Annotated in this window: 17 protein-coding genes; 10 read left to right on the top strand and 7 right to left on the bottom strand. The window is 64.4% G+C overall.

Annotated elements, in window-relative coordinates:
- On the bottom strand, positions 1-1,713 hold the full coding sequence (locus JAO85_RS07165) for a TIGR04028 family ABC transporter substrate-binding protein (protein WP_202787789.1): 1,713 nt from the start codon (positions 1,711-1,713) through the stop codon (positions 1-3).
- 221 nt (positions 1,714-1,934) lie between these two features.
- Between JAO85_RS07165 and JAO85_RS07160 the strand changes: the two genes are divergently transcribed.
- The 3 genes from JAO85_RS07160 to JAO85_RS07150 all read left to right on the top strand — a co-directional run bounded on the left by JAO85_RS07160 (position 1,935) and on the right by JAO85_RS07150 (position 4,732).
- The gene (locus tag JAO85_RS07160; protein ID WP_177340940.1) at positions 1,935-2,519 is read left to right on the top strand and encodes an OsmC family protein; all 585 of its coding nucleotides are present in this window, start codon (positions 1,935-1,937) and stop codon (positions 2,517-2,519) included.
- Positions 2,520-2,541: 22 nt separating this feature from the next.
- Complete coding sequence (locus JAO85_RS07155; RefSeq protein WP_202787788.1) at positions 2,542-3,363, top strand: VOC family protein; 822 nt, start codon at positions 2,542-2,544, stop codon at positions 3,361-3,363.
- A gap of 118 nt (positions 3,364-3,481) precedes the next feature.
- On the top strand, positions 3,482-4,732 hold the full coding sequence (locus JAO85_RS07150; RefSeq protein WP_202787787.1) for an Hsp70 family protein: 1,251 nt from the start codon (positions 3,482-3,484) through the stop codon (positions 4,730-4,732).
- 84 nt (positions 4,733-4,816) lie between these two features.
- On the opposite strand, the gene rsmI is transcribed toward JAO85_RS07150, so the two are convergent.
- On the bottom strand, positions 4,817-5,740 hold the full coding sequence (gene rsmI / locus JAO85_RS07145) for a 16S rRNA (cytidine(1402)-2'-O)-methyltransferase (protein WP_202787786.1): 924 nt from the start codon (positions 5,738-5,740) through the stop codon (positions 4,817-4,819).
- Here rsmI and JAO85_RS07140 point away from each other — a divergent pair.
- The 3 genes from JAO85_RS07140 (at position 5,740) to JAO85_RS07130 (ending at position 7,489) form a co-directional block, all read left to right on the top strand.
- The gene (locus JAO85_RS07140; RefSeq protein WP_003068453.1) at positions 5,740-6,141 is read left to right on the top strand and encodes a YraN family protein; all 402 of its coding nucleotides are present in this window, start codon (positions 5,740-5,742) and stop codon (positions 6,139-6,141) included. The genes rsmI and JAO85_RS07140 overlap by 1 nt on opposite strands.
- 89 nt (positions 6,142-6,230) lie before the next feature.
- Positions 6,231-6,839 (top strand): SIS domain-containing protein, encoded by a 609-nt coding sequence (locus JAO85_RS07135; protein WP_003068456.1) that lies wholly within the window; start codon positions 6,231-6,233, stop codon positions 6,837-6,839.
- Positions 6,836-7,489: a BON domain-containing protein gene (locus JAO85_RS07130; protein ID WP_003068458.1), complete on the top strand. Its 654-nt coding sequence runs from the start codon at positions 6,836-6,838 to the stop codon at positions 7,487-7,489. Before JAO85_RS07135 ends, JAO85_RS07130 begins: the two co-directional genes overlap by 4 nt.
- A 63-nt stretch (positions 7,490-7,552) precedes the next feature.
- On the opposite strand, the gene JAO85_RS07125 is transcribed toward JAO85_RS07130, so the two are convergent.
- The 3 genes from JAO85_RS07125 to JAO85_RS07115 form a co-directional block, all read right to left on the bottom strand.
- Entirely contained in the window at positions 7,553-8,464 is a 912-nt protein-coding gene (locus JAO85_RS07125) for an NAD(P)-dependent oxidoreductase (protein ID WP_202787785.1), read from the bottom strand.
- Between the two features lie 144 nt (positions 8,465-8,608).
- Positions 8,609-9,745 (bottom strand): PilT/PilU family type 4a pilus ATPase, encoded by a 1,137-nt coding sequence (locus JAO85_RS07120; protein ID WP_003068462.1) that lies wholly within the window; start codon positions 9,743-9,745, stop codon positions 8,609-8,611.
- 125 nt (positions 9,746-9,870) lie between these two features.
- Entirely contained in the window at positions 9,871-10,914 is a 1,044-nt protein-coding gene (locus JAO85_RS07115) for a type IV pilus twitching motility protein PilT (RefSeq protein WP_003068464.1), read from the bottom strand.
- 37 nt (positions 10,915-10,951) lie between these two features.
- Here JAO85_RS07115 and JAO85_RS07110 point away from each other — a divergent pair, with 37 nt between their 5' ends.
- Positions 10,952-11,683 (top strand): YggS family pyridoxal phosphate-dependent enzyme, encoded by a 732-nt coding sequence (locus JAO85_RS07110; protein WP_202787784.1) that lies wholly within the window; start codon positions 10,952-10,954, stop codon positions 11,681-11,683.
- Positions 11,684-11,815: 132 nt separating this feature from the next.
- Here JAO85_RS07110 and JAO85_RS07105 read toward each other — a convergent pair whose 3' ends face one another.
- Positions 11,816-13,063 carry a branched-chain amino acid ABC transporter substrate-binding protein gene (locus JAO85_RS07105; protein ID WP_202787783.1) on the bottom strand — a complete coding sequence of 416 codons (1,248 nt, stop codon included), beginning with the start codon at positions 13,061-13,063 and terminating at the stop codon, positions 11,816-11,818.
- 46 nt (positions 13,064-13,109) lie between these two features.
- Complete coding sequence (locus JAO85_RS07100; RefSeq protein WP_202787782.1) at positions 13,110-13,880, bottom strand: TetR/AcrR family transcriptional regulator; 771 nt, start codon at positions 13,878-13,880, stop codon at positions 13,110-13,112.
- Between the two features lie 164 nt (positions 13,881-14,044).
- Between JAO85_RS07100 and JAO85_RS07095 the strand changes: the two genes are divergently transcribed.
- From JAO85_RS07095 to JAO85_RS07085, 3 genes are all read left to right on the top strand, one after another.
- Positions 14,045-15,643 (top strand): AMP-binding protein, encoded by a 1,599-nt coding sequence (locus tag JAO85_RS07095; protein ID WP_202787781.1) that lies wholly within the window; start codon positions 14,045-14,047, stop codon positions 15,641-15,643.
- Between the two features lie 60 nt (positions 15,644-15,703).
- Positions 15,704-19,000 carry a carboxyl transferase domain-containing protein gene (locus JAO85_RS07090; protein ID WP_202787780.1) on the top strand — a complete coding sequence of 1,099 codons (3,297 nt, stop codon included), beginning with the start codon at positions 15,704-15,706 and terminating at the stop codon, positions 18,998-19,000.
- 211 nt (positions 19,001-19,211) lie between these two features.
- Positions 19,212-20,354, top strand: a complete 1,143-nt coding sequence (locus JAO85_RS07085; protein ID WP_202787779.1) for an aminotransferase class V-fold PLP-dependent enzyme — start codon at positions 19,212-19,214, stop codon at positions 20,352-20,354.
- Positions 20,355-20,438 lie beyond the last annotated feature (84 nt).

The raw sequence follows: 20,438 nt of genomic DNA, 5'->3' as shown, positions 1-20,438 counted from the left end.
TCAGCGCTTGGCCAGCCAGGTGCTGTAGAAGCTGGGACGGCCCACGGCCTCGAAGCCCACCTCACGCACCCAGGTCGCACCCGCGAAGGCCTGGGGTTCCTCGAAGATCGGGATCACATAGGCCTGGTCGATCAGATAGTTCTGTACCTCGCCGGTCAGTGCGAGGCGCCGGTTGGCATCGGTCTCGGCCGCGATGGCATCGAACAGGCGGTTGAGCTTGCTGTCCTCGAAGGACTTGACCTTCTGGCTCACGCCGCCTTTTTGCAGCAGTACATTGCGGTTGCTCGGGTAGTAGTTGCTCTTGATCACGTCGGGGTCGGCGCGGCCCACCATGCCCGGCAGCACGCCTGTCTTGTCGGGGTCCAGCGTATCCACCGTGCGGCTGCCCGAGTCTCCGGCCAGCACATTGAGCTTGATGCCCAGCCTGGCCCATTGCTGGGCCACGAGCTGCAGGGTTTCCTTGTTCTGCGGCTGGGGCAGGGATTCGTAGGTCGAGAGCACGAAGTCCTGGCCGTTCTTCTGGCGCAGGCCGTTGGCGCCCAGGCTCCAGCCGGCTTCGTCGAGCAATTGCTTTGCCCTGGCCTCGTCAAAGACCAGCTTGGCCGACAGGTCCACATAGCCGGCTGCAGTGGAGGCGATCACCGAACGTGCCTGCGGGTAGCGCGGCGAGAACAGGGTTTCGACGATCTCCTTGGTATTGGTGCCATGCAACAGGGCCTGGCGCACCTTGAGGTCGGCCACAAGGGCGTTGTCGGGACGGATGGCGATGCTGTTGTTCACACCGCGCGTGGAAGGCGCGTAGATGCTGAACTTCTGTTGCTCCACGCGCTTTTCGTCATAGGCCTGGACCTGGCGGATGAAGCCGGCCTGACCGGCCAGCAGTGCGCCTATGCGCACGCTGTCCTCGGGCGTGACGATGAACTTGACTTCATCCAGGCGTGCGCGGCCCTGGTGGGCCAGCTTGGCCGGACCCCAGCGGTAGTCCTGGCGTGCCTTGAGCACCAGCTCCTTGCCCAGGGTCTCGCTGGCCACCACGAAGGGGCCCGAACCTATGATGCGCGTGGCATCGCCAAGCTCCTCGAAGGGACGATCCAGCGTGGCCGGCGAGACCAGGCCCGAGCCGATCACCGAAGTGCCCTGGAGAAAGCCCGGCGAGGGCTTTTTGAAGAAGAACTTCACGGTCAGCGGATCGACGACTTCGCTGCGCTCGTAATTGTTGATGACCTCGGAAACCGGCTGCTTGAGCGCCTTGTTGCCCAGGCCGTAGGTGTCGAAGTTGCGCGCCACGGCGGCCGCGTCCAGCGGCGATCCATCCGAGAAGCTCACGCCGGAGCGCAGCTTGAAGCTGTACTCGGTGGCATCGGCGTTCACGGTCCAGGACTCGGCGATCCAGGGCTGGATTTCCAGCGTCTCGGGGTCCTGATAGGTCAGCTTGTCCGTGATCTGGTTGAGCACGCCGCCGTTGGGATAAAAGCCGCCGGCAGGCGGATAGAGATTGGTATGTGCCTGCTGTTCGAGGTAGACCAGGGTGCCGCCCTGGACCGGTTCTGCCGATGCGCCGGCCTGGGCCGTGCCGGATTGCCTGGAGCAGCCGGCCAGCAGCATGCTGCCCGTCAGTACCGCCACTGCGACCCATAGGGCGCGGCGTCGGGCCGGCCTGTTTGCCGGCTGTTTTATCGATGGATCCGTCTGCGAAGGGAAAAACACGTTCATACCTCGTCGCCGCATGGCGTTGAAAACTCTGGTTCCGGACGCATCGCCGCAGCGACCGACCGGATTCATGGTTCTCATGCTATCGACACCAAATATTCGTGTTCATATATTGAGTAGCATCGTTATGCGAAAAACAACTAAGCAGTGAGAGACCGCATATTTGCAAAGCGCATAAGCGCAGACGAATTCCTTTGTTGGCCCGGCGCGCCGCTCTCACAACAATGGCCTGGCATTCCTCTATCGAAAGCCCGCTCATGAGCCATCTCAACGAATATCTTTCCGAAAAACGCGCGGCCGTGCTGGCGCGCAGCGCCGCCATCGAGGCGGGCACGGCCCAGGCCGCCAGGCTCAAGGCCAGCGTGCGTGCCGAGGGGCGCAGCGGCGTGCGTCGTCTGCGCATCCGCGAACACCAGGTCATCAGCGACAGCCCGCCCGACTTCGCGGGCTACAACCTCGGCCCGAGCTCGCCCGAGCTGCAACTGGGCGTGCTGGGCACCTGCGTGACCCATATCTTTCTGATCCAGGCGGCCGAGCGCCAGGTGCCGCTGGAGAGCCTCGAAGTCGAGGTCACGGGCGTCATAGACCCGCGCGGCGGCAAGCCCGGCCATGAGGCGACGCCGATCTGGCCGCACGATATCGGCTATACCGTGCATATCGATTCGCCAGCCAGCCGCGCCGAGATCAATGCGCTGTTCGAGGCCGTGGAGCGAAGCTGCCCCATCCTCAACCTGCTGCGCAACCCCCAGTCCATCCGCGCCGAGGTGCGCCATACCGACTCCAGCGCGCCCGAGCGCCTGGCGGCCTGAGAACCTCTAGAAAGACTTTTGCATGAGCCTGCCACTCGACCATATCGTCATCGCGGTCCAGGATCTGGAGCGCACGATTGCCGACTACCAGTCCCTGGGCTTCAACGTGCTGCGCGGCGGCGAGCACCCGGGCCGCTCCACGCACAACGCCCTGGTGGTGTTTGCCGACGGCGTCTATTTCGAACTCATTGCCTGGCGTGCGCCCGCGCCCGAGGAACGCTGGTGGCAGCAGTTGCAGCAGCATGGCGAGGGCCTGGTCGACTTTGCGCTGCTGCCCTCCGAGACCGGCGCCGTGGTGGCGGCGGCCCAGGCGCGCGGCCTGGACTATGAAGCGCCTTATGAGGGCGGACGTCTGCGTCCCGATGGAGAGCAGCTGCGCTGGCGCAATGCACGCGCCCACAGCCAGGATCTGCCGTTTCTGTGCGGCGACCTGACGCCGCGTGCCTTGCGCGTGCCCGAAGGCCAGGCCCGGGTGCATCCCAATGGCGTGACCGGCGTGGCGCGCCTGGAAGTGGCGGTGAAGGACCTGCGGGCCAGCCTGGCGCGCTGGCGGGCCTTGCTCGGCGAAGGCGTGGATGTCAGCGCGCTGCGAGTCTCGGCCGACGGCAGCACGCAGCAGCTATCGCTGGGTCTGGGCACCACCGAGCTGGTGCTGGCCGCACCCGTCCGGGCTGCGGGCCCTCTGGCCCAAAGACTGGCCACTCGCGGCGAAGGACCTTATGCGATCGTGCTGTCGGTGCCGCAGCAGGCGGTAGCAGAGGGACTGGACGAAGTTGCCACCCACGGGGTGCGCATTGAACTGGCACTGCATTCCGGCAGCGAGCTGGAAACCGCCGCCGCCTAGGCCCAATAACAGGGGCGCTAGAATAGCGCCCCCGCTGACACCCATGCCCACTTAGGTGGGCGTTTTCGTTGCGGCCGCGTCAGCCTTTGCGGGCCGACGCGGTGCAGCGCCGCCTTTCATGACCACAGCTCTCACGCCTGCCACTCTGGGCATCGATTTCGGAACCTCCAACTCTGCTGCTGCCTATCGCCTGCCTGGCAAGACCGCAACTTTGCTGCCTCTGGAAGGAGCGGCCACGGGCATGCCCACGGCGCTGTTCTTCAATACCGAAGAACACAGCACGCATTTCGGCCGCGATGCCATGCAGCAGTATCTGGCAGGCGAGGAAGGGCGCCTGATGCGCTCCCTCAAGAGCCTTCTGGGCAGCAGCCTGCTGCTGGAAAAGACCGCGGTGCACGAGCAGCTCGTCAGCTATCAGGACATCATCGCGATCTTTCTCAAGCGCGTGGCCGATCAGGCACGCCGGGCGCTGGATGGACGTCTGCCCGAGCGTGTGGTGCTGGGGCGCCCCGTGCATTTTGTCGACGAACACCCGGAGCGAGACCGTCAGGCGCAGGATGCCCTGGCCGCTGCGGCGCGCGCTGCTGGCCTGGGCGAAGTCAGCTTTCAGCTGGAGCCGATTGCGGCGGCGCTGGATTACGAGCAGCGCCTGAGCGAGGAGCAGTTGGTGCTGGTGGTCGATATCGGCGGCGGCACCTCGGACTTCACGGTGGTGCGTCTCGGTCCGCAACAGGCCGGGCATGCCGACCGCACCCAGGACATTCTGGCCACCACCGGCGTGCATATCGGAGGCACGGATTTCGATCATCGCCTCAACGTGGCCCAGGTCATGCCGCTGCTGGGCTACAAGCACATCGGCCCCAGCGGGCGCGAGGTGCCCAGCAGCGTGTTCTTCGATCTCTCCACCTGGCATCTGATCCAGTGGCTGTACACAGCCAAGGCCCTGGCTGCGGCGCGCGGTCTCAAGAGCGATTACAGCGATCAGCAGCTGCACCAGCGGCTGATGAAGGTGCTGGATTGGCGCGAAGGCCATAGGCTGGCCGATGCGGTGGAGCAGGCCAAGATTGTGGCTTCGCAAAGCCATGCGGCCTCGGCCATTGCTCTGGACTGGCTGGAGCAAGACCTGCCGGCGGCCATCTCCCCGGAGGTTCTGCAGGAGCAACTGCAGGCCTTGCTGCTGCAGGTCGTCGAATGTGCGCAGGACTGTGTGCGCCAGGCCGGCGTGGCAGCGCCAGACGCCATCTATCTGACCGGCGGCTCTTCGGCCCTACGTACCCTGCGCGATGCGCTGCGCGTCGCTTTCCCCGATGTGCCGCAGGTCGAAGGCGACCTGTTTGGTGGCGTGGCAACCGGTCTGGCCTACGCTTGAGTCGCAACCAGGCTTCCCCAAACGGGGGCTGCGGGGCAGCCCTTGCCAGGCGTCTCTGGTTTGTACCGCGCCCGGTTGACCTACCTATTCCTCTTCGGCGGCCCGCTTGAGTTCCAGCGCCCGGTCGTAGAGCGTGTTGCGGCTGGCCCCAGTGATTTCGGCGGCCAGCTTCACGGCCGTCTTGGTCGGCAACTCGGCCAGCAGCAGCTTGAGCACGCGCTCGGCCTCGCCCGACTCCTGCTGCACCGCCACGGGGTGCAGCACGATGGCGAACTCGCCCTTGACGCGCTGCGGCGAGGCCTGCAGCCAGGCTGCCAGCTCGTGGGCCGGCATGCTGGCGATATCTTCAAACTGCTTGGTGATCTCGCGCGCCAGCGTGACGCGACGCTCGCCCAGCAGGGCCAGAGCCTGGGCCAGCTCGATGATGCGGTGCGGTGCTTCCAGCAGCACGGTGCAACGCGGCTGGTCGGCCAGCTTCTGCACGGCGGCCAGTCGTTCGGCATTCTTGGTGGGCAGGAAGCCGGCAAACACAAAACCGCTTTCGCCCTGTGCCGGCGTGACGGCGCCGGCCACGCTGATGGCCGATGTCACGCTGCTGGCGCCGGGCAGCGGAATGCTGCGCAGACCCGTGGCCTGCAGCGCCGCGCACAGGCGCGCGCCCGGGTCGCTGACGCCGGGAGTGCCGGCATCGCTGACATAGGCGATGCGCTGGCCTTGCTGCAGGCGCTCGATCACCTGCTGGGCGGCTTCTGCCTCGTTGTGCTGGTGCACGGCCAGCAGCTGGTTGCCGGGTCGGTCCAGCCCGTAGCTGCGCAGCAGGCCCTGGGTGTGGCGCGTGTCCTCGCAGGCGATGCAGTCCACGATCTGCAGCACATGCAGCGAGCGCAGGCTGATATCGGCCAGATTGCCAATCGGCGTCGCCACCACATACAGGGCTCCCTGCGGATAATGCTGGGAAGCGGCCGCGTCATGTGCGGCAGTCAGTGCAGAGGCGAAAGAGGTAGTCAATGGATTTCCTTGGAAAGCGGCCCAAGCCGGCGCAAAGCACAACCGCACGCGGGCAGCAGGCCGAGGATGCCGCGTTGGCGCATTTGCAGACGCGGGGCCTGAAGCTTGTCGAGCGCAATTATCGGACGCCGGGCCGTGGTGGCGGCGAAATCGATTTGATCCTGCGTGACCGCGACGGGTCTTTGGTGTTCGTCGAAGTCCGCAGCCGCAACACCGAGCGCTTCGGCGGTGCCGGCGGCAGCATCGGCCGTCTCAAGCAGCAGCGCATCGTGCTGGCCGCCAGATACTATCTGATGCGGCTTGCGGCAGCGCCGCCATGCCGCTTTGATGTGGTGCTGGTCGATAGCGCCGGGAACCAGATGCGCCTCGAATGGCTCCAAGCGGCATTCGAGGCGCTTTAGTCGCCGCGTCATAGTTGTGCGCAACACTGATGCGCAAATAACGGTTTGCTACCAAAGAGATAACAGGTGGCGGGTATCATCGGGCCTCCATGCTAGAGCAACGAATTCAACAGCATTTCATCGACAGTGCCGACCTGAAGTACCAGGCCGCCCAGGCGCTGAGCCAACCTATTGCTTCCGCCGTACAGGCCATGCTGGCCTGCGTGACGGGCGGCGGCAAGGTGCTGGCCTGCGGTACGGGCGTTTCGGCCAGCGATGCCCAGTTATTTGCCTCCCTGTGCGTGACAGGGTTCGAGCGCGATCGTCCCGAGCTGGCGGCCGTGGCCCTGACTTCCGATGGCGGCCTGCTGGGCAGCGTGGGAGCCACGGGCTCGGGCGGCAATGCCAGCCAGTATCTGGCGCGTCAGGTGCGGGCGCTGGGGCAGCCCGGCGATCTGCTGCTGCTCATGTCGGTGACCGGCAACGACACGGCTGTGCTGGAGGCTCTTGAAGCCGCCCACGAGCGCGACATGATGGCCGTGGTGCTGACAGGCCGCACCGGCGGAAATCTGGCCACCGCCGTGCGCGAGACCGATGTACTGATCTGCGTGCCCCACGACCGTGCGGCGCGCGTGCGTGAAACCCATACCTTGATCCTGCACTGTCTGGCCGATGGTGTGGACTCTCAACTGCTTGGTGACCAGGAGATGCCTTTATGAAGTTGAAGTGGACCCGTGTTGCATGTGCGGCCCTGACTGTTGCCGCTCTGGGCGGTGCCTTGAGCGGTTGCGTGGCTCTGGTGGGCGGCGGTGCTGCTGTGGCGGGCATGTCGGCAGTGGACAGACGTACCACCGGCACACAGGTTGAGGACCAGGGCATAGAGCTGCGTGCCGGCAATCGCATCAGCGAGGTGATGGGCGACAAGGCCCGCGTCAGCGCCACCAGCTACAACCGTGTGGTGTTGCTGACCGGCCAGGCAGGCAATGCGACGGACAAGGCAACCATCGAGAAGCTGGTGCGCGAACAATCCACCGTGCGCCAGGTCTATAACGAGATCGAGGTCGCGCCTTTCACGGCCACTCTGGGTCAGCGCTCCCAGGATTCTCTGATCACGACCAAGGTCAAGGCCAGTCTGGTCAACGCCAAGGACATTTCATCCTCGGCCATCAAGGTCGTGACCGAGAACAACGTGGTCTATCTGATGGGCATAGTCACGCCGCGCGAATCCAAGCGGGCTGCCGAGATCGCGCGTGGCGTCAACGATGTGAGCAAGGTTGTGCGCCTGTTTGAGGTCATCTCCGAAGATGAGCTGGCTGCAGCAACATCCAAGGCCGCCCCTGTGGTCGAGGATCGCTCCAGCATGAACTGAGGTGAGCTGACGGTCACAAAAAAAGCCGGACTCGAGCCCGGTTTTTTTTCATGGCGAAGCGGCTCAGCGCAAGCGCTGGATCAGGCTGGAGGTATCCCAGCGATTGCCGCCCATGGCCTGTACATCGGCATAGAACTGGTCCACCAGTGCGGTGACGGGAAGGCGTGCGCCATTGCGCTGGGCCTCGGCCAGCACCAGCCCCAGATCCTTGCGCATCCAGTCCACGGCAAAGCCGAAGTCGAACTTGCCCACGGCCATGGTTTTGCCGCGATTGTCCATCTGCCAGCTCTGGGCGGCTCCCTTGCCGATCACATCGAGGACTTTTGCCACATCCAGGTCGGCACGAAGGCCAAAGGCAATGGCTTCGGACAGGCCCTGCACCACACTGGCCACGCAGATCTGATTGACCATCTTGGTCAGCTGACCGTTGCCGCAGGCGCCCATATAGGTGAAGGCGCGCGAGAAGGCATCGGCCACCGGGGCCACCTGGTCGAAGATATCCTGATCGCCGCCGCACATCACGGTAAGCTGGCCGTTGACCGCCCCGGCCTGGCCGCCCGACACAGGGGCATCGATAAAGTGCAGGCCGCGTTTGCGTGCTTCGGCATACAACTCGCGTGCCACCTGGGCCGAGGCCGTGGTGTGATCGACAAAGATGGCGCCAGGCTCCATGCCTGCAAAGGCACCGTCGTCGCCCAGCACAATGGAGCGCAGGTCGTCGTCATTGCCCACGCAGGAGAAGACCATGCGTGCGCCCTTGACGGCTTCGCGGGGCGTGGCCGCATGGCTGCCGCCGGGGAATTCCTCGGCCCAGGCTTCGGCCTTGGCAGCCGTGCGGTTGTAGACCGTGACCTGATGGCCAGCCGCAGCCAGGTGCCCGGCCATGGGATAGCCCATGACACCCAGGCCCAGAAAGGCCACAGGAGTGGAAGCGCAAGCAGCGTAGCTGCGGGAGGCGATGGTGGCTGTGCTCATGAAATCCTCTAAGACTTGGTGCGAAACAGTTCGATCATGGTAGCGCCGGAGTGCATGGCCGTGGCTGACAGCAGGGGCCTGGGCGGCCCGCCACGCAGCAAAACCCGCGCTCCTCCTGTGGGAAGAGATGCCAGTGCCTTGGGCTTAGACGATGGTCAGATGCTCGGTGCCGGCCGCCAGGTCCAGAGTCCGGGCACGCTGGCTGTTGAGCTTGATCTGCAGACGCAGGTCGTTGACCGAGTCTGCATTGCGCAGCGCATCTTCGTAGGTGATGAGATTGGATTCGAACAGGTCGAACAGCGCCTGGTCAAAGGTCTGCATGCCGATGTTGCGGCTTTTCTTCATGATCTCCTTGATCTCGACGACCTCGCCCTTGAAGATCAGGTCGGCAATCAGCGGAGAGTTGAGCATCACCTCGATGGCGGCGACACGGCCCTTGCTGTCCTGCTTGGGAATCAGACGCTGGGAGATGATGGCCCGCAGGTTCAGCGACACATCCATCAGCAGCTGAGGACGGCGTTCTTCGGGGAAGAAGTTGACGATGCGGTCCAGAGCCTGGTTGGCACTGTTGGCATGCAGCGTGGCCAGGCACAGGTGGCCGGTTTCCGAGAACGCAATCGCGTGCTCCATGGTTTCTCGGTCACGGATTTCGCCCATCAGAATCACATCGGGCGCCTGGCGCAGCGTGTTCTTGAGCGCGGCTTCCCAGCTTTCAGTGTCCAGGCCCACCTCGCGTTGCGTGACCACGCAGTTCTTGTGCGGATGCACGAATTCCACGGGATCTTCCACGGTGATGATGTGGCCGAAGGAGTTCTCGTTGCGCCAGTCCACCATGGCGGCCAGCGTGGTGGATTTGCCCGAGCCCGTCGCGCCGACCAGGATGCACAGGCCGCGCTTGGTCATGGTCACTTCCTTGAGCACCTGCGGCACGCCCAGGCCGTCAATCGTGGGCAGGGTGCTGGGAATGGTACGCAGCACCATGCCGACCTTGCCCTGTTGCATGAAGGCGTTGACACGGAAGCGCCCCACACCGGCAGGCGAGATGGCGAAGTTGCACTCCTTGGTGTGTTCGAAGTCCGCCACCTGCCTGTCGTTCATGATGGAACGCGCCAGGGCCAGCGTATGCAACTGGTTCAGCGGCTGGGGCGAAACCTTGGTGACTTTGCCGTCAATCTTGATGGCGGGCGGAAACTCTGCAGTGATGAACAGGTCGCTGCCGTTGCGGCTGACCATGAGCTTGAGCAGATCGTTGATGAATTTACTGGCCTGATCGCGTTCCATGATCGTTCCTTGAGGCAGCGTCAAAATTGGCAGAGCCCAAGTGAGAGACGCCGAGCAAGAGCCGCCTCGCGGCGAGGGCGTCGTCCCCCTGGGGGGAAGCGGCAAAGCCGCTCATGGGGGAGGCATCATCCAGGAAAATTCTCGGGAATCTTCGCCTTGCTGCGCGCTTCGGCCGGGCTGATGAGGTTGCGGCGCACCAGATCGGTCAGGTTCTGGTCCAGAGTCTGCATGCCCATGTTCTGGCTGGTCTGAATGGTGGAGTACATCTGTGCCACCTTGGCTTCGCGGATCAGGTTGCGGATGGCGGGCGTGCCCAGCATGATCTCGTGTGCGGCCACACGGCCCTGGCCATCCTTGGTCTTGCACAGCGTCTGCGAGATCACGGCCTGCAGCGACTCGGACAGCATGGCGCGCACCATTTCCTTTTCCTCGGCCGGGAAGACGTCGATGATACGGTCGATGGTCTTGGCGGCCGACGAGGTGTGCAGCGTGCCGAACACCAGGTGCCCGGTTTCGGCCGCCGTCATGGCCAGACGGATGGTTTCCAGGTCCCGCATTTCGCCGACCAGAATCGCGTCCGGGTCTTCACGCAGCGCGGACTTCAGCGCTGCCGCGAACGACAGCGTCATGGGGCCGACTTCGCGCTGGTTGATCAGGCATTTCTTGGACTCGTGCACGAATTCGATGGGATCTTCCACCGTCAGGATGTGGCCGTACTCGGTCTCGTTGAGATAGTTGACCATGGCGGCCAGCGTGGTGGACTTGCCCGAGCCCGTGGGGCCGGTCACCAGCACCAGACCACGTGGCTTCAGGGCCAGGTCGGCGAAGATCTTGGGGGCGTTGAGCTGCTCCAGCGTCAGGATCTTGCTGGGAATGGTACGGAACACGGCCGCCGCGCCGCGGTTCTGGTTGAAGGCATTGACACGAAACCGGGCCAGGCCTTCAATCTCGAACGAAAAGTCCACTTCCAGAAACTCTTCGTACTGCTTGCGCTGGGCATCGCTCATGATGTCGTAGACCATGGCGTGCACGGTCTTGTGGTCCAGCGGATCGATGTTGATGCGGCGCACATCGCCGTGGACGCGAATCATGGGTGGCAGGCCTGCCGACAAATGCAAGTCCGAAGCCTTGTTCTTGACACTGAATGCCAGCAATTGCGTGATATCCACGGAGATCCCTCTCTGGTTTGATACTCTGGCGCCAATTATGACGACGATTGAAAACAATCTGGGGCAGATTCATGCCCGCATGGCAGCCGCTTGCGCCAGTGCAAGCCGGCCCGTGACATCGGTGCAACTGCTGGCCGTTTCCAAGACCTTTGGCGCGGATGCGGTGCGCGAGGCGGTGCTGGCCGGCCAGCGCAGCTTTGGCGAGAACTATATCCAGGAGGCCGTGGAGAAAATTGCCGCGGTGCGCGCCATGCAGCTGGCGGGCGGCGAAGCGCTGCAGTGGCATTGCATAGGCCCCATCCAGAGCAACAAGACGCGGCTGGTGGCCGAGAATTTCGACTGGGCTCAGACCGTGGACCGGCTCAAGATCGCCGAGCGCCTTTCGGCCCAGCGTCCGAAAGGCATGGCACGGCTCAATGTCTGCATCCAGGTCAATGTGGATGGCGGCGCCACCAAGTCCGGCGTCATGGCCGAGCAAGCACTGGAGCTGGCCCAAGCCATGGTGAAACTGCCCAATCTGCAGCTGCGCGGCATCATGAGCATTCCTGACGATGCTCCTGATTTCGAGGCGCAATGCGTAGTCCACAAAAAGGCCAAAGCCGTTTTTGAGTCCATCAAGGCCAGTGGTCTCGCGGGGCTGGAGCATTTCGACACGCTGTCCATGGGCATGACCGGCGATCTGGAAGCCGCCGTGGCAGCAGGCAGCACCATGGTGCGCGTGGGCAGCGGGATATTTGGAAAGCGTACCTACGGTACGCCCACCCCCTGAGCCGCGTAGCGGCTTCCCCCTCTCTCTTCGGGAGGGAGGACGACAGCCTCGCTGCGAGGCGGCTCTTGCTCGCTGTCTCTGGCTTGGTGCGCGCCGGTTTCAAGCTTCAGTTGCTGTGTTGTAGTCTTTTGCTCAAGGTCGCTTCATCTGGCATTCGGTCGGTAGATCAAGCTGCTGGGCGGAGTAGACGGCATCGGTTCTGAAGCCGTAGTTCGTGCCTTCCCAGCCTGTCTTGACCAGCTTGCCGTCCACGGGGGCGATGGTGTTGACGACCTGGGGCAGCAGCAGCTGATGGTCCTTGCCGCGCATCTTGACGGGGCCGAAGACGGTGTCCATGGACATGTCCTCCATGGCCCTGGCAATTTTCACGGGCTCGGTGGACTGGGCCTTGGCCATGGCAGCGGCCAGCATACGCGGCACAAGATCCATGCGCGGGGCCAGAAAGTCCTGGTTCATCCTGGCCTTGTACTCCCTGGCCCGGGCGTCGGCCTGAGCATGGTCGGCCATGCCGGGATGCCATTCCGCGACCCAGGTCACCTGGCCTATCTTTGCCTGGGAAATCGAGGTCACGGTGCCCGGAAAGCCGCCGGCACTATGGTTGAAGTAGCGCAGGTTGTAGCCCGAGTCCCCGGCGGACTTGAGCAGCAGAGCCAGATCCTGGCCCCAGTTGCCGGTGATGACCGAATCGGTTCCGACCTCCTTGATCTTGGCCACATAGGGCGCAAAGTCCTTGATGCGACCCATGGGGTGCAAGGTCTCGCCCACGAACTGCACATCCGGTCTTGCCTTGGCTACCATGCTGCGCCCGAAGCTGGCCCATTGCTTGCCATGGGCATAGTCCTGGTTGAGCAGAAAGACTTTGCGGATCTCGGGCTGGGTCTTGATGTAGTTGGCGATGGCCTGCATGCGCATGGCCGTGTTGGCGTCGAACATGAAATGCCAGAAGCTGCAGGACTTGCCGGTCAGCTCGGGATCGATGGAGCTGTGGTTGAGTATCAGCACCTCCTTGCCCGGGTTGCGCTGGTTGTAGCGCGATGCCGCCTGCACCAGGGCCGTGACCACCGATGAGCCAGAGCCCCCCGTCACCACCACGCGTGCGCCCTGATCAATGGCGGCCTGCAGCGCGCTCTGGCTCTCCTGGGCCGAGAGCTTGCTGTCGAACTGCAGCAGCTGGAACTTGGCGCCGTTGTAGAGGCCGCCCTTGGCATTCACGTCATCGACAGCGTAGAGCACATGGTTGCGCATGACTTCCCCCACATTGGCAAACGGGCCGGAGAGCGGGTCGATGAATGCAATCTTGAACGGCTCTGCCGTCTGGGCGGATACGGTGCCGGCACACAGGCTGGCAGCCAGCGCAAGGGCTGAGAAGCGAACTGACATGGTTTTGTCTCCAGGAGTTGGAATGGCGCCTTGGCCTTCGAGGCTCTCAGCTGGCGCTGTTGGTGGTGGATGAAGCGCTCTTGCGGCGCCTGGGGGGCAAAGGGTTCTGCGCTGCTGGCGCAGGTGCGGCTCTGGCCGCGCGTTTGCGCGCAGGGGCCGCAGCAGTGCGCAGGCCCAGTACGCGCGAGGCCAGATCGGTGAGCTCGACCACCATCTCGGCCGGGCCCAGCTTGCCGTCAGGCTGATACCAGTTGTAGAGAAAGCCGGGCAGACTGCAGGCCGCCTGGGCGGTAATGCGGGTGTCGCGGAAATCGAAATGCCCGCTGGCGCGGCCTTCGTCGAGCAGGGCGCAGAACTGCTTGTAGAACTGCTGGGCCACATTGCGCGATGCCTTGAGATAGGCGGGGCTGAAAGCCTGCGGCTCGCGGTAGGGGAAGAAGCCCGCCGGGTAGTGCGCAATGGTGGCAGCGATCAGTCGCTGCAGGCCGTCAATGGCTTTTTCATGCGCGGGGCGCGGGTCGTCGGCTGCAAAGTCCAGCACCGTGAAGCAGGCCTCGGTCGGTGCCCAGCACAGGGTTTCGAAGATCTCCTGCTTGTTGCGGAAGTAGTAGTAGACAAAGGGCTTGGTCACGCCCAGCGCCTGCACGATCTGCTCGATGGTGGTGTTGGCATAGCCATAGCGGTCGAACAGGGCTTCGGCGGCCTTGAGAATGCGCTCGCGCTTCTCGTCGGAGCCGGCGGTGGGCAGGCGCTGGCGGCCGCGCGGCGCCACGGGCGCAGCCGGCTTTTTTTCGGTCTTTCTGGACGTGGCGGGCATGAGGGTTTGCGTGTGTCGCATTCGTTATACCAATGGGTAGCATTGTTCTACCGGCAGGTATACATTGACAAGACGCCGAGCAGCAGATTGCCCTAAGGCAATCCCTGAGAAAGCTCGCAAGTGGCGCAGCTGCCCGGTCTATACGAGACACCCAGGAGACAACCATGGCTGAATCCGAAATCCTCATTCCCCTGCATGAGGCCTTGCGCCGCAATGCGCGCCAGCACCCCGAGCGCGATGCCTATATCTGGTACGGACAGCACATCAGCTGGCGCCAGGTGGATGAGGCCAGCGATGCCGTGGCCGCCCATCTGCAGCAACTGGGCGTGAAGCCCGGCGAGCCTGTCGCCCTGTTCATGAACAACTGCCCGCAGTACATCATTGCGCACTACGCGGTGCAGAAGATCGGCGCCATCGTCTGCCCCTGCGGGCCGCTGAACAAGGAGCATGAACTCGAATATCAGCTCAATGATCTGCAGGCCAGGGTCATCATCGCGGCCGATGTGCTGCTGCCCGTGGTCGACAAGGTGCGCGGCAGCACCGCGCTGCAGCATGTGCTGGCCGTGCGCTACGGCGACTGGCTGCCCGCCAGAGCCACGCTGCCCCTGCCTGCCGAACTGCAGGCCCCCGTGCAGCCGCTGCCCGGCAACGTGACGTCCTTCTGGGATCTCATGCACAGCGGCGCCAGGCCTTCCCATGTCGAGGTGGACATAGACGAGGTGGCGCTGATGACCTATACCTCGGGCACCACGGGCCTGCCCAAGGGCGCCATGCTGAGTTTTGGCGCGGCCGCGTACAAGACGGCCGGCGCGTCCCGGGTGACCGGCGTCAGCGCCGAGGATGTCCTGCTGGCCGTGGCGCCGCTCTATCACATCGCCGGCATGTCCATGGGGGTGAACATGCCCGTGCATTCGGGCGCGCCCTGCGTGCTGCTGCATCGCTTCGATCCGCTGGCCGTGGCGCAGGCACTGGAGCGCTATCGTGTCAGCTGGTGGTACAGCATCGCGCCCATGAATGTGGCGCTGATGCAGGTGCCCGGTGTGGAGAAGATGGATTTCAGCGCGCTGCGCCGCAACACCGTCACCAGCTTCGGCATCACCTATACCGAGGATCTGGCCCTGCAATGGCGCAGGTTCGCGCCCAACGCCATCTCCAGCGAGGCGGCCTACGGCCTGTCCGAAACCCACACCATGGATACCTTCATGCCGGGCGATGCCATCCGCTGGGGAACCCATGGCAAACCTGCGCCGGGCAACGAGATCCGGGTGATAGATCCCGAGACCGGCGCACCGCTGGCCGCAGGCGAGGTGGGCGAGATCATCATTCGCGGCCCGGGCAACTTCAAGGGCTACTGGAACAAGCCCGAGGCCACGGCCAAGACGCTCAAGGACGGCTGGGTGCATACCGGCGACATGGGCAAATTCGATGCGGACGGCTATCTGACCTTCATCGGCCGCTTCAAGGAAATGATCAAGGTCTCGGGCTACAGCGTGTTCCCCGAGGAGGTGGAGACGATTCTGATCAAGCATCCGGCCATCGCCCAGGCTGCCGTGATCGGTGTTGCCGATGCTCAGAAAGGCGAGGTCGTGCGCGCCTTCATCGTGCGCAAGCCGGGGCAGAGCCTGGAGGTGGAAGGCCTGCTGGCCTGGAGCAAGGAAAACATGGCCAGCTACAAGGCTCCGCGCGAGGTGCGTTTCATCGATGCCTTGCCGGCCACCGGGGCTGGCAAGGTATTGCGCCGCCTGCTCAGGGACATCCCCTGATCGACACACGCTGCCGGCTCCGGATCGGCGCAAGTTGCGAACCATTCAAACGAGAGTCCTATGTTCAAGAAAGTCCTGATCGCCAACCGCGGTGAAATCGCGCTGCGCATCATCCGTGCGCTGCAGGAGCTGGGCATTGCCAGCCTGGCGGTGTACGCCGCCGACGATGCGGCGGCCCCGCATGTGCAGGCCGCTGACGAAGCGCAGGCACTGGGCGCCAGCGGCCCGGCAGCCTATCTCGATGGTGCGCAGCTGCTGCGGATCGCGCAGCAGCACGGTTGCGACGCGCTGCACCCGGGCTATGGCTTTCTCAGCGAGAACGCGGACTTTGCGCGCGCCTGTGCGGCAGCGGGCCTGCGCTTCATCGGCCCGACGCCCGAGCAACTGGCGCTGCTTGGCGACAAGGCCAGAGCCCGTGCGCTGGCGCAGCAATGCTGCGTGCCCCTGATGCCCGGCAGCTCCGAGGCCGTGACGCTGGAGCAGGCACAGCAGTTCTTTGCGCGCCAGCAGGCCGACGGGGCCAGCGGCATCATGATCAAGGCCATCGGCGGCGGCGGCGGGCGCGGCATGCGTGCGGTCACCGAGGCTGCCGAAGTGGCGGCCGCCTACCAGCGCTGCCGCAGCGAGGCCCAGGCGGCCTTTGGCATGGACGGCGTCTATGTCGAGCGGCTGATGAGCGGCGCGCGCCATATCGAGATCCAGCTGCTGGGCGACGGCAGCGAATGGCCGATGGCGCTGGGCGAGCGCGAATGCACGCTGCAGCGGCGCTTTCAGAAGCTGGTGGAGATTGCGCCCAGCCCGAGCCTGACGCAGCCGCTGCGCGAGCGCATCACCGAGGATGCGCTGCGCATGGCAGCCAGGCTGCGCTACGAAAGCCTGGGCACGTTCGAGTTTCTGATCGATCTGCATTCCGAGTCCCTGCCCTATGTCTTCATCGAGGCCAACCCGCGCCTGCAGGTGGAGCACACGATTACCGAAGAGGTCTTTGGCGTCGATCTGGTGCAGGCCCAGATCCGCATTGCGGCGGGCGAGCATTTTGCCGACCTGGGCCTCAACGTGAATGCCCCGCCCCGGCCGCGCGGCCATGCCATGCAGTGGCGCATCAATGCCGAGACCCTCGATGCCCGGGGCCACTCCCGCCCCGGCAGCGGCCGCATTGCCGAGCTGCACTGGCCGCAAGGCCCCGGCATACGCCTGGACAGCCATGCGCAGCAGGGGGCCAGTCCGTCGCCGCACTACGACACCTTGCTGGCCAAGCTCGTCGTGCACAGCAACGCGCCGCGTTTCGAGGATGTGCTGCGCCGCTCCCGGCGCGCGCTGGCCGACTGCCGCATTGCGGGCCTTGCCACCAATCTGCCGCTGCTGCAGGCCCTGGCCCAGCGGCCCGAGGTGCTGGAGCAGACGGTGCACACGCGCTGGCTCGAAGAGGTCTTGCCGCAGCTGGTGGATGCTGCAGAAAAGATAGCTTCAAGCGCAAGTCATTCAAAGAATTCAGATAATTTTTATTCTGAAAATAAGGCTGATAAAGCGCAGCAAGCTCCTGAAAATGCTGTGCTGGCCCCCATGCCGGCCAGGGTCGTTCAGTGGTCTGTTGCGGTGGGCGAGCAGGTGGCCAAGGGCGCCGAGCTGGGCATTCTCGAAGCCATGAAGATGCAGCATGTGCTGTTCGCGCAGGCGGCGGGCCGGGTCCAGGCGCTGCTGGCGGAGGCCGGCAGCTATGTGGCGCAGGACCAGGCCTTGCTGGTGCTCGCGCCCTTTCAGGGGGAGGCCGCGCATGCCGAGGTTCAGGCACAGTTGCAGGACCCCGACCACATTCGAGACGATCTGCAGCGCGTCAAGGATCGCCATGGCTTCACGCTCGATGCAGCGCGGCCCGAGGCCATGGCCAGGCGCCACGGCCAGGGCAGCCGCAGCGCGCGCGAGAACATTGCCGATCTCTGCGATGAAGGCAGCTTCATCGAGTACGGGGCGCTGGCGATTGCCGCGCAGACACGCAGGCGCAGCCTCGACGATCTGGTGGCGAACACGCCGGCCGACGGCATGGTCACGGGCATGGGTTCCATCAATGCCGCGCAGTTCGGCGCGGAGCGATCGCGCGCCGTGGTCATGTCCTATGACGCCACGGTGCTGGCGGGCACCCAGGGGGCGCGCAATCATGCCAAGACCGACCGCATGCTGGGCATCGCGCTGCAGCAGAAGCTGCCCGTGGTGCTGTTTGCCGAAGGCGGCGGCGGCAGGCCCGGCGATACCGATACCCCCGTGGTCGCGGGCCTGCATGTGCATACCTTCGCGGCCTATGCGGCGCTCTCGGGTCAGGTGCCCGTGGTGGGTATCACCCATGGCCGCTGCTTTGCGGGCAATGCGGCGCTGCTGGGTTGCAGCGATGTGATCATCGCCACGCGCAGCAGCAATATCGGCATGGGCGGACCGGCCATGATCGAGGGCGGCGGCCTGGGTGTCTTCCGTCCCGAGGAAGTCGGCCCCGCCAGCGTGCAGCATGCGAATGGCGTGATCGATATCCTGGTCGACGACGAGGCCCAGGCCGTGGCCGCGGCCAGGCACTATCTGTCCTTCTTCCAGGGGCGGGTCGAGCAATGGTCCGAGCCCGATCAGCGTCTGCTGCGCCAGGTCGTGCCAGAGAACCGCCTGCGTGCCTACGATACGCGCGCAGCCATGGCCGGGTTGGTGGACGAGGGCAGCCTGTTGATGCTGAGAACCGGCTTCGGCGCCGGTATCCACACGGCGCTGGCGCGCATCGAGGGGCGGCCCGTGGGATTGATGGCCAACAACCCGGGCCATCTGGGCGGCGCCATCGATGCCGATGCGGCCGACAAGGCGGCGCGTTTCATGCAGTTGTGCAATGCCCACGGCATCGCCATCGTCAGCCTGGTCGATACGCCCGGCTTCATGGTCGGGCCGGAGATCGAGAAAACCGCCCAGGTGCGCCATGTCAGCCGGCTGTTCGTCATGGCGGCCAAGCTGCGCGTCCCATACTTCAGCGTGGTGCTGCGCAAGGGCTATGGCCTGGGCGCCATGGGCATGACGGCGGGCAGCTTTCATGCGCCCATCTTCAATGTGGCCTGGCCCACGGGCGAGTTCGGCGCCATGGGCCTGGAAGGGGCTGTGCGACTGGGCTTTCGCAAGGAGCTCGAAGCCCTGCCCGAGGGCGCGCAGCGCGAGGCGTTGTTCCAGAAGCTGCTGGCCCAGCAATACGCACATGGCGAGGCCATGCACATGGCGGCCACGCTGGAAGTCGATGCCGTCATCGACCCTGCGGAGACCCGCGCCTGGCTGGTGCGCGGCCTGGCCGGTGCGCGCCTGCGCGAGGAAGGCGGACGCTTTGTGGACACATGGTAAACGCTGATGGGGATATCGAAATTTCAGCGTTTAATCGGCCGAAATCTCCGATGTGCAAAGCGCTTTCAGCTCATGTTTTTGATATGAGCTGCATACGCAAAACCATATTCCGGCTCATGCTAAGCTGAATGTCTTGCACCAGCGCCCCGGCGGCCCAACGTCTGCTCCGGGGTGTTTTTGACTGCCCAGTATTTGCGATTGGAGATATCCCATGCCCGGACTTTTGCCCGACGTCGATCCCGATGGCCTGCTCGAATTCTCGGTGGTCTACACCGATAGAGCGCTCAACCACATGTCCAAGAAGTTCGTGGGCGTGATGCAGGACATCCTGGGCATGCTCAAGGACGTCTATCACGCCCACACGGCCGTGCTGATTCCCGGCAGCGGCACCTTCGGCATGGAAGCCGTGGCGCGCCAGTTCGCCAATCGCGAGCGGGTGCTGATCGTGCGCAACGGCTGGTTCAGCTACCGCTGGACGCAGATCTTCGATGCCGATGCGGGCCTGGGCGGCGGCTCCGTGGTCTGCAAGGCGCGCAAGCAGGGCGAGGGCAGCCAGGATCCCTGGGCGCCATGTCCGGCGGAGGATGTGGCCGATACCATTCGCGTGGAGCGTCCCAAGGTGGTGTTTGCCCCGCACGTGGAGACGGCCAGCGGCATCATGCTGCCCGATGAATACCTGCGCACCGTCGCCGATGCCGCGCACGAGGTTGGCGCGCTGTTCGTGCTGGACTGCGTGGCATCCGGTGCCATGTGGGTCGATATGGAAAAAACCGGCGTGGACGTGCTGATCTCGGCGCCGCAAAAGGGCTGGAGCAGCTCGCCTTGCTGCGCCATGGTCATGCTCTCGGCACGCGCCCGCGAGGCCATAGAGCACACGCAAAGCTCCAGCTTCTCCTGCGACCTGAAGAAGTGGATGCAGATTGCCGAGGGCTACGAAAAAGGCCAGCACGCCTATCACACCACCATGCCCACGGATGCGTTGCTGCGCCTGCGTGACGTGATGCTGGAGACGCGCGAATACGGCTTTGCCAAGGTGCGCGAAGAACAGATGGAACTGGGTCGCAAGGTGCGCGAGCTGCTGCAGTCGCGCGGCTTCCCCAGCGTCGCCGCAGAGGGCTACAAGGCGCCTGGCGTGGTCGTGAGCTACACCACTGACGCGGAAATCCAGAGCGGCCGCGCCTTCCTCAAGGTGGGCCTGCAGACCGCCTCGGGCGTTCCGCTGCAATGCGATGAAGGCCCGGACTTCCAGACCTTCCGCATCGGCCTGTTCGGCCTGGACAAATGGCATGACTCGGATCGCTCCGTGGCGCACCTGTCCAGGGCTCTGGACGATATCGGCATTGCCCGGATCTGAGATAGGTGCGGCTTGCGGCATTGCTGCCGTGACATCTTTTCGACCCGACTTCGTAATAAAGTCGGGTTTTGTTTATTTACTCAG

The sequence above is a fragment of the Comamonas sp. NyZ500 genome (assembly GCF_016772095.1).
GTDB lineage: Bacteria > Pseudomonadota > Gammaproteobacteria > Burkholderiales > Burkholderiaceae_C > Comamonas > Comamonas thiooxydans.
The sequence above is the reverse complement of the archived record's forward strand: the minus strand, read 5'-3'. Positions and strand labels throughout refer to the sequence as shown.